At 42.3% G+C, this 9392-nt stretch carries 7 protein-coding genes and 1 pseudogene; 2 read left to right on the forward strand and 6 right to left on the reverse strand.

Features of this window, described 5'->3' with window-relative positions:
• Positions 1 to 281: 281 nt before the first annotated feature.
• The 5 genes from WB217_RS14400 to WB217_RS14420 all read right to left on the reverse strand — a co-directional run bounded on the left by WB217_RS14400 (position 282) and on the right by WB217_RS14420 (position 6307).
• Positions 282 to 1940 carry a glycoside hydrolase family 13 protein gene (locus WB217_RS14400; RefSeq protein WP_423993922.1) on the reverse strand — a complete coding sequence of 553 codons (1659 nt, stop codon included), beginning with the start codon at positions 1938 to 1940 and terminating at the stop codon, positions 282 to 284.
• 130 nt (positions 1941 to 2070) lie between these two features.
• Complete coding sequence (locus WB217_RS14405) at positions 2071 to 3102, reverse strand: LacI family DNA-binding transcriptional regulator (protein WP_423993923.1); 1032 nt, start codon at positions 3100 to 3102, stop codon at positions 2071 to 2073.
• A 42-nt stretch (positions 3103 to 3144) separates the two neighbouring features.
• On the reverse strand, positions 3145 to 3966 hold the full coding sequence (locus WB217_RS14410; RefSeq protein ID WP_423993924.1) for a carbohydrate ABC transporter permease: 822 nt from the start codon (positions 3964 to 3966) through the stop codon (positions 3145 to 3147).
• Positions 3966 to 4826, reverse strand: coding sequence for a carbohydrate ABC transporter permease (locus WB217_RS14415; protein ID WP_423993925.1), 861 nt, complete (start codon positions 4824 to 4826; stop codon positions 3966 to 3968). The genes WB217_RS14410 and WB217_RS14415 overlap by 1 nt, the downstream gene beginning before the upstream one ends.
• Before the next feature lie 173 nt (positions 4827 to 4999).
• The gene (locus WB217_RS14420; RefSeq protein ID WP_423993926.1) at positions 5000 to 6307 is read right to left on the reverse strand and encodes an ABC transporter substrate-binding protein; all 1308 of its coding nucleotides are present in this window, start codon (positions 6305 to 6307) and stop codon (positions 5000 to 5002) included.
• Positions 6308 to 6750: 443 nt separating this feature from the next.
• Here WB217_RS14420 and WB217_RS14425 point away from each other — a divergent pair, with 443 nt between their 5' ends.
• Both WB217_RS14425 and WB217_RS14430 read left to right on the forward strand, forming a co-directional pair.
• Positions 6751 to 7611: a Cof-type HAD-IIB family hydrolase gene (locus tag WB217_RS14425; protein ID WP_423993927.1), complete on the forward strand. Its 861-nt coding sequence runs from the start codon at positions 6751 to 6753 to the stop codon at positions 7609 to 7611.
• A gap of 80 nt (positions 7612 to 7691) precedes the next feature.
• Positions 7692 to 8795 (forward strand): PQQ-dependent sugar dehydrogenase, encoded by a 1104-nt coding sequence (locus WB217_RS14430; RefSeq protein ID WP_423993928.1) that lies wholly within the window; start codon positions 7692 to 7694, stop codon positions 8793 to 8795.
• A gap of 356 nt (positions 8796 to 9151) precedes the next feature.
• Here WB217_RS14430 and WB217_RS14435 read toward each other — a convergent pair.
• Positions 9152 to 9392: pseudogene (locus WB217_RS14435) on the reverse strand (TetR/AcrR family transcriptional regulator); the annotation flags it as partial.

Raw genomic sequence — 9392 nt, forward strand, 5'->3', positions numbered from 1 at the left:
TTTCAATGCTTCTAAAATGAAAAGCCTTAGTGCCTGAGCAGTTTAGGATTCAAATGACCGAAGCGGAAATCAACTGACAACGATCATATATAATAAAAGGGTGTCCCAAGATACTTTTGGGACACCCTCTTATTTTGTCGAGTTTTAAAGACCATTCGTTAAAAGATTATTGACCTGAATGGTCATAAGAGCTTTTATTGTCGAAAAACTTGTTTTCCGAGTTTGTTTACAGTATCTAAAAGGGTGTCCCAAGATACTTTAGGGACACCCTCAAAAAATAATTATTTCACATAAACTCTCGTTTCAAAAGGTTTTAACGTGAAGGATGTAACTGGTCCGTGCTGTTCTACCTCATGATTGCTTAGCAATAGCTTGCTTGAATCAAGTGGGAAGCCATCATATTCAAACGCTGCCGGTTCACCGGAAAGGTTTGAAATCACGATTGCTTGCTGCTCGTCTAGTGTACGAGTGTAAGCATAGATTTGCTCTTGTTCTTCAAGAACTAAATCATAAATTCCATAGGTGAAAACCTCATTTTGTTTCTTCATCTCGATCATTTTTTTATAAAAATGAAGAATGGAGTCAGGGTCAGCAAGCTGCTGCTCGACGTTAACACTTTGATAATTTGGATTCATTCCAAGCCATGGCTTGCCGGTAGTGAAGCCTGCGTTCTCAGAAGCTGACCATTGCATCGGCGTACGCGAGTTATCGCGGCTCGTTGCCCAGATGAATTCCATGATTTCTTCATGGGATACGCCATTTTCACGGCGGATCTTATAAAGATTCTTGATGGCTACATCATCATAATCATCAATGGAAGGGAATTGGACATTTGTCATGCCGATTTCCTGGCCTTGATAGATGAATGGTGTACCCTGCATCAAGAAGTACATAGATGCAAGCGCGGTTGCACTTTCACGCCAGTATTCCTTGTCATTTCCCCATGTGGAGACGATACGTGCTTTATCATGGTTCTCGATGAATAATGCGTTCCAGCCTTTACCTTCGAGGCCTTTTTGCCAGCGGGTGAACACCTTTTTCAATTTTGCAAGGTCTAGAGCTTTCTTTTCTGAATCCCATAGATCAAGGTGTTCAAACTGGAATACCATATTGAACTTGCCGTTTTCTTCTCCAACCCATAGGTCTGCTTCTTCGATACTGACCCCATTTGCCTCACCGACAGTCATGATGTCGTATTTCGAGAAAGTTTCCTGCTTCAGTTCCTCTAGGTATTGCTGGATTCCATCCACATTCATATGCTTATCGAATGAAGAGACATACTGCAGACCTTCAGGGTTCGGCATGTCCTTTAGTCCGTCTTCTTTTTTAACATGGCTGATTGCATCTACACGAAAGCCGTCGATTCCTTTATCAAGCCACCAGTTGATCATGTCATATAACGCTGTGCGGACTTCTTTGTTTTCCCAGTTCAGGTCAGGCTGCTTGCGTGAGAAAATATGCAGGAAGTATTGGTCCGTTGTTTCATCATATTCCCATGCCGAACCGCCAAAGATGCTCTCCCAGTTGTTTGGTTCTGCGCCATCCTTGCCATCGCGCCAGATATACCAATCGCGTTTTGGGCTGTCTTTTGACTCGCGAGATTCGAGGAACCAGGCGTGTTCATCACTTGTATGGTTAATAACGAGGTCGATGATCAGCTTCATGCCCCGCTTATGTGTTTCTTTTAACAGCTGGTCAAAGTCTTCCATCGTGCCAAATTCGTCCATAATATCCTGGTAATTGCTGATATCATAGCCATTATCATCATTAGGGGATTTGTACATCGGGCAAATCCAGATGACATCGATACCCAAATCCTTCATGTAATCAAGTTTTGAAATCATTCCTTGTAAATCACCGATGCCATCTCCATTTGAATCCATGAAGCTTCTAGGATATACCTGATAGGCGACCGCTTCTTTCCACCATGTGTGTTTCATTTGAACCCTCATTTCTTTGTAAAAAACCTGATGTATCCAGTAATTTTACTTTAAAAGTTTTGCACTGCCAAGGTGAATTGGCATTTCCTGTTTTACAGGAAAATACCCTGTCTTCGCTGCACTGTATCGGTTAATGTTTAGCATCGATAGCACTGCACGATTTTCGCTCGACCATTTTAGCGGGAATTGTGATCCGCTTAGGAAGAGCCTTTGGATTTTTAATGATCTCTATTAAACAGTTAGCTGCTTCAAAGCCTAACTGAAAGATATCGATGTTCACGGACGTCAGCTGCGGCTTCATATGCTCCGAAAGAGGAACATCATTAAAGCTAACAATTGAAATCTCCTCTGGCACTTTGATATTCAAGTCCTCTGAATGGCTCATGAGCTCTATGGCAGTGAAATCATCTGCCACGACCAGGGCGGTAGGGGGCTCATAAGACGAAAGGAATTTTGTAATGCCTTCTTTTCCTTCTGATTTTAAGCATTTCTCATGAATAATATACGTTTCGTCATATGGGATACTAGCTTCCTGGAGTGCTTGTTTATATCCCTCAAGCCGGTCAATTGTAAAGACGTAGTCTAAATTGACTCCGATAAAAGCAATCTTGCTATGACCAAGATTGATTAAATAGTCTGTTACTTGTTTCGTTATATATATATTGTCATTATCTACATGGGTAATCCGTTCGGCGTTCTTGTACGGCCGGCCAATGACGGTGAAAGGGAAATTCTCATCCAGTAAATATTTCATGATCTTGTCATCCGTTTTCGAATAAAGGAGGATGATGCCGTCGACTCTGCGGCCCTGGACCATAGAAACAACCTGTTCGAAAATTTCATCATTCGTAATGCCTGTCGTTAAATACACTCCGAATTTATCCTCATGTGCTTTCATGCTGATTCCCCTGAGTACTTCAGGAAAAAACGGGTTTTGCAGTGCCTGTGTAGCCGAATTGGGCATGACGATGCCGATTGCTTCGGTACTCTTGACAACCAGGCTTCGAGCTTGGAGATTAGGATGGTATCCGAGCTTCTTCATCTCTTTTCGTACACGCTTCTTGGTTTCTTCACTGATATGAGGATGGTCGGCTACCACCCTGGAAACGGTCGAAGGTGAAACAGCGGCTGCCTTTGCTACATCTTTAATTGTGACTGCCATTGGTCGTCTCTCCCTATACGATCGATTGTTCGTGCAAGATTATTATTTTACAGAACCCTCTGATACTCCCTTGATGATTTGCTTTTGAAGGAAGAAGTAAATAATGATAACTGGAATGATCGCGATTGTTAAACCTGCCAAAGCCAAATGCCATTGCTTTGTGTATTCTCCAAAGAAGAAGAACATTTTTAGCGGAATGGTTTCCATTCCTTGCTGGTTGATGACCAGAGAAGGAAGCAGGTAATCGTTCCAAATCCAGATGATATTCAGAATCGCGACGGTTACAGACACTGGTTTTAACATCGGGAAGATGATGTACCAGAAAATCTGGAACTTATTCGCTCCGTCAATTGTTGCTGCTTCATCAAGTGACTTTGAAATCCCGCTTAAAGTTCCATGATAAAGGAAGATGGATAAGCTTGCGCCAAAGCCAAGATACATAAAGATCAGACCGGCTCTGTTCAGCATTTCTGCCTTTCCGAAAATCGAAACCAATGGAATCATGACCGATTGGAAAGGGATGAGCATCGCAGCCACAAAAAGCATGAAGATGATTCCGCTCGTTTTTCCGCCTCTTCTGGATAGGGCATATGCAGCCATCGAAGAGAAGACAATGATGACAGCTACCGCAAGAACCGTAATCAATACGGAGTTAAAGAATGTTTTGATGAAATCGAGACGTTCAAAAGCAACCGTATAGTTCTCGAATGTGAAAACATCCGGAAGCTTTATTGTATCTTCAAACATTTCTCGTTTTGTTTTAAAAGAGTTGACGATCATCAGATAAAACGGGGAAAGCCAGATCAGTGCCAAAAAGATGCCGAGAATTTCTAAAATAATTCTGCTCTGCTTTTTCTTCTTCATTACATCTCGACCTCCCGTTTCTTATTGATGTAAACCTGTGTCAATGAAATGACTGCAACAATCAAGAAGAAAATGACTGCTTTTGCCTGAGCGAAAGCCATCGCGTTTTCAACGAACGCTGTCTTGAAAATTTCCATCGCCACCATTTGCGTCGAATTGTACGGTCCGCCGCCAGTAAGCGATAGGTTTTGGTCGTAAAGCTTGAATGAGTTAGATAATGTCAGGAACAAGCTGACAGTGAATGCAGGCATGACAAGCGGGAAAGTGACATGGTAGAAACGCTGGAAGCTGTTTGCGCCATCGATTTCTGCTGCTTCAAGCAATTCCTGCGGTACACCTTCAAGGAATGAGATGTAAATGACCATGATATAACCAGCCATTTGCCAGCTCATCAGGATTGCCATTGCCCAGAATCCTGTGGTTGTAGTGGACAGCCAGCCTTGCAAGCCTTCAATTCCAAAAATCTCGCCTACGCTGGCGAAAACCTTTGTGAAAATGAACTGCCAGATGAAACCTAAAATAAGTCCGCCGATAAGGTTCGGCATGAAGAAAATCGTTCTAAGGAGATTATTTGTTTTGAATTTTTGCGTGACGAGCAACGCCAAAGAGAGGCCAAAAAAGTTGATTAAGAACACAGAAACAACTGTGAATAAGGTTGTGAATTTTAAAGAATCAATAAATTCTTTATCCTGGAATAAGGCTTTATAATGTTCAAGGCCTACAAATGATGGTGTCTTAATCCCGTTCCAATCAGTAAATGAGTAATACACTCCGTAAGCAAGCGGCAGAATCACAACTACAGCAAGCGCGAACAATGCTGGAGCGAGGAAAAGCCAGTACCAGAGATTCCGGTTACGCATCTGTAAATCCTCCTGTCTATGTAATGCCTGGGAAGGGATTACACGAATTTAGTGAAAAATCGATTATTGTGCAAACGTTTGTACAAACTTTTTTTTTGTTTTTAACTTCTAGAAAAAAAGGTAGGAAACAAAACAGCCAAAGCTGTTCTGTTTCCTCTTTTTGTGAAAAGGTATTACTTACGAGCGTCTGACCAAGCTTTAGAAGATTCTTTTACAAGATCATCCCAGCTCATTTCGCCGCTCACATATTTTTGAATGTTCACGCCAAGCTTTTCTTGTCCCCATCCAGTTGGGTAACCCATGAATGTCCAAGCTAAAGTCTTGCCGTCTTGAGAGTACTGGTAGATTTCTTTTGCTAGAGGATCAGAGATCTTGCCAGCGTCAAATCCGTCATATGCAGGAATGAATTTGAAATCTTCGATTACAGCTGTTTTACCTTCTTCAGAAGTGTACAACCAGTCTAAAAATTCCTTCGCTGCTGCTACTTCTTTTTCATCCTTGTTGCTGTTTACAGCCCAGTACATAGGTACGCCAACTGGGATTGAATCTTCTTTGTAGCCTTCAACCGGGATAGGAAGGATTCCTACGCCGCTGTTAGCAAGCTCTTCGTCGATACCAGCGATTGAACCAGATACCCAGTTACCTTGCTGAATGATTGCAGCTTTGCCAGTAGAGAACAACTCTTCAACTTGCTTAGCGTAGTCAAGGCTTACAGTTGGCTGGTCAGAGTATTTGTTTTGCAGGTCAAGAATTTTCTTGAATGCATCGCCATGCTCGAAAGTAACTTCTTTAGCTTCGAAAGCGTTGATTACGTTCTGGTCGAATTCAGGTGCAAGGAACACGTTTGATAAGTGAAGTCCTGTTACCCAAGTTTCTTTTGCAGGAAGTGCAAATACTGATGTAAGACCAAGGTCTTTCTTTTTGCTGTCAAGAGTCTTTACAGCTTCTTCTAAAGCTTTGTAGCTATTGATGCTCTTTGGATCGATTCCTGCTTTTTCAAAAATGCCTTTGTTATAAATGAAGCCATAGCCTTCCTGGTTGTATGGAAGTCCAAGTACTTTATTGTCTTTTGTTACGCCTTCAAGCGTGCCGTTAAGAGCAGCTTTTGCAGCTTTTGTGTCAGAAAGGTCAGCAAGCTTATCTTGCCAGTCTGCAACGTCCTGCGGTCCGCCGACGTTGTAAATAGAAGGTTCATTGCCTGAAGCGAATTTAGATTTTAGTGCAGCACCGTAATCTTCTCCGCCGCCAACTGTTGTGATGTTGATGTCGACGTTTTTATGAGCGTCTTCATAAGCTTTTGCAAGAGTTTCGAACTGATCCTTGAATTCCACTTTGAATTGGAAAATGTCAACGGTAACTTCTTCTCCGTCTTTACCTTTGTCACCTGTTGCCTTGTCATCACTTGATGAACATCCTGCAAGACCTCCGCCAACTAAAAGCCCAAGAGAAAGAACTGCTGGAAATAGCTTTTTTGCTTTCATTGTTGAGATACCCCCAAAAATTTTTGTTTTTTTGCATGCAATCACATGCGTTCCGAAAGCGTTTGCATATTTTTGCAAAAATACTTAGAAGATCATTTCTATACAGAACACCTTTAAAACGCTTACATAATAGGGATAAAAACAAGAAATACATTGATACAAATGGATTTCTGTAAAATGACTCCTTATAGGCTATCCAGTTATGCAAACGATTGCAGCTGTGGATACATAATAGCATATGAATCTATTAATGACAATATGAAAGTATCAGAGAAATTTAAATTTATAGGGTATGTGTTTAAATCGCATGAATCCATGATTAAGCAGGAAATCAAGATGGCAATAATGAAAGAGAAACAAGTATATACACGTAATGTTTGAAGTGAAATGTTTGAAGGTCTATCATGATGATAAGACTGAAAATAATTGCAGAAGGTGAAATCATGATTAGATGTATTGCAACAGATATGGATGGAACATTATTAACGGCAACCCAGCAGATAACACAGGAAAATCGGGAAGCGATACGTAAGGCGCTGGATAATGGCGTGGAGGTTGTTGTAGCGACAGGCCGCTCTTACCAGGAAGCAAAATTTGTGCTGGAAGAAGCAGGCATTCGTTTGCCGATGATCTGTGTGAACGGGGCAGAAGTGCGCTCGAAGACTGGTGAAATCGTTTCTTCTAATCCGCTTAAGAAAGAGCAGGCTCGTCAGGCAGCGTTGCGCCTGGTTGAGAACGGGGTTTATTTCGAGGTTTATACAAATGAAGGAACATTTACAGAAGACGAGGATAAGGCGATCTCCATTATCGTCGATATTTTTTCAACAGCAAATCCTGAAGTTCCGATTGATCAAATTGTGGATGCAGCAGAGGAAAGGGTGCATAAAGGGCTGGTTCGTAAGATTGATCACTATGACAGGCTATTTGAACAAAATCAATATGAAATATACAAGCTCCTCGCTTTTTCCCTTGACCCTGAAAAGCTTGAAGCTGCAAACGTGGCACTAAAAGAAATTGAAGGGCTGGCAATCAGCTCATCAGGCAGCGAGAACATTGAAATCACGAGTCTTGATGCCCAAAAGGGAGTCGCGCTTGAAAAATTCGTCACATCCAGGGGAATCACTTTAGAAGAAACGATGGCTCTCGGAGATAATTTTAATGATGTATCGATGCTTAAAAGAGTCGGCAAGCCTGTAGCAATGGGCAATGCTGTCGATGAAATCAAGACGTTGTGCGGCGAGGTCACGCATACTAATGAAGAAAGTGGCGTTGGCAAGGCGATTATGGCTGTGCTGGAGGACTGATTTTTCAGAACGAAGTTGGCTTTTTAGCAAGTTTGTTTCGGAATAAAAAGTAAGCAAAATTTAAGGAAGGGTCGGGTGTCATGAGAAAATTTTTGTATGTGTTGGCTGCGATGCTGATGGTTCTTGCCGGGTGTTCAGGTGCAGATGATGGGACAAAGCCGAAAGAAGAAAAGGGAAAGGCTCAGGATCAGGATCAGGAAGCCGTCGTGCCGGTTGATAATTTGGAAGCTGTTGCTGAAAACCTGCAAGTCCCATGGTCCATCAACAAGCTCGGTGAAACGTTTTACCTCAGCGAACGGCCGGGTACGATTGTAAAAGTAGAAGATGGAAGAATGACGAGACAGAAGGTTTCCTTGAAAAAAGGGTTAGCCCAGGCAGCCGAAGCAGGACTGCTTGGTTTTGTGCTGGCACCAGATTTTGAGCAATCTACTAAGGCATTTGCCTATTACACATACGAGAACGGCACCGGGCAATTCAATCGGATTGTCGAATTAACCTTGAAAAATAATGAATGGATAGAAGGCAAACTTTTACTAGATAAAATTCCGAGTGGCCGCTTCCACCATGGCGGACGTCTTAAGATTGGCCCGGATGGGAAGCTTTATGCAACCGCTGGTGATGCAGCAGCAACGCCTGAAATCGCCCAGGACCTTGACTCTTTAGGCGGGAAAATTTTGCGCTTGAACCTTGATGGCTCCGTCCCGGAAGATAATCCTTTCACTGGTTCCTATGTGTACAGCTACGGGCATCGCAATCCACAGGGAATGGCCTGGGAAAAGGATGGAACGATGTACGCAAGCGAGCATGGTCCGTCTGCACATGATGAAATCAATATTATCGAAGGTGGCAAGAATTACGGCTGGCCAGAAATTACCGGCGATGAAAAGAAGCAAGGCATGAAAACTCCGCTTTTTCAGTCAGGGGATAATACATGGGCACCATCTGGAATGGCGGTGCATGACGGAAAGTTGTATGTTGCAACATTGAGAGGAAATGCTTTGCGCGAATTTGATCCAGCGGCGAAAACAACCAGGGAAGTCGTCAATGGCGTAGGCCGGATCAGAGATGTACTGATTGATGGCGGCTATGTATATTTCATCAGCAATAATACCGATGGGCGGGGGACTCCTGCGGCAGGTGACGATAAGCTGTACAGGGTACGGATAGAAGATATAATAAAATGAGGAACAGCTATTCTGGTTGTTCCTCTCTTTGATCTTTTAACAGATTCTAAAGTGGATTTTTAGTCGAAAAGTAGAATTTTCACTGTCATACATTGGTACGCTGGCTTTTTTAGCGTTCCTGAACAGCCACTGCACTTGCGAAAAATGAATTAGTATAGTAAGAAAAAAATAGTATAGCGAAAATCACTATTTAATAGCGAAAATTTATTTTTTATAGCGAAAACCAAGATTTTATAGCGAAACTCTCTTAATTATAGCGAAAACGGCATTTTAATAGCGAACTGGAAATTATCAAGTTTTTTTTAATCCGTATACCAGGCAAACAAGTAAAAAAACCGGGCATGAGTGCCCGGTTTTTACTTGCTGTTCAGTCCGCCCAATCCATGCAGGATGAATTGAACTGTTCTCTCTGTTTCTGCTTCATCATCCCAGTCTGCTTCAGGCAGAATCATATAACGGGCAATTAAATACCCAAAGATGGTTGAGAGGGACAAGCGAAATACGCTGTAGGCCGGAATATCGATGATCTGGCCATTTGCTTTATAGTGTTCGACAATTTTTTCGAAGCGTTCATATACCTTTAAGGCGATATGGTCC

The organism is Mesobacillus sp. (assembly GCF_049588175.1).
Taxonomy (GTDB): Bacteria; Bacillota; Bacilli; order Bacillales; family Cytobacillaceae; genus Mesobacillus.

What these genes read in the sequence shown, in the direction of transcription:
- WB217_RS14405 (WP_423993923.1), bottom strand. Translation starts at nt 3,102, where the DNA reads ATGGCAGTCACAATTAAAGATGTAGCAAAGGCAGCCGCTGTTTCACCT.
- WB217_RS14400 (WP_423993922.1), bottom strand. Translation starts at nt 1,940, where the DNA reads ATGAAACACACATGGTGGAAAGAAGCGGTCGCCTATCAGGTATATCCT.
- WB217_RS14430 (WP_423993928.1), top strand. Translation starts at nt 7,692, where the DNA reads ATGAGAAAATTTTTGTATGTGTTGGCTGCGATGCTGATGGTTCTTGCC.
- WB217_RS14415 (WP_423993925.1), bottom strand. Translation starts at nt 4,826, where the DNA reads ATGCGTAACCGGAATCTCTGGTACTGGCTTTTCCTCGCTCCAGCATTG.
- WB217_RS14410 (WP_423993924.1), bottom strand. Translation starts at nt 3,966, where the DNA reads ATGAAGAAGAAAAAGCAGAGCAGAATTATTTTAGAAATTCTCGGCATC.
- WB217_RS14420 (WP_423993926.1), bottom strand. Translation starts at nt 6,307, where the DNA reads ATGAAAGCAAAAAAGCTATTTCCAGCAGTTCTTTCTCTTGGGCTTTTA.
- WB217_RS14425 (WP_423993927.1), top strand. Translation starts at nt 6,751, where the DNA reads ATGATTAGATGTATTGCAACAGATATGGATGGAACATTATTAACGGCA.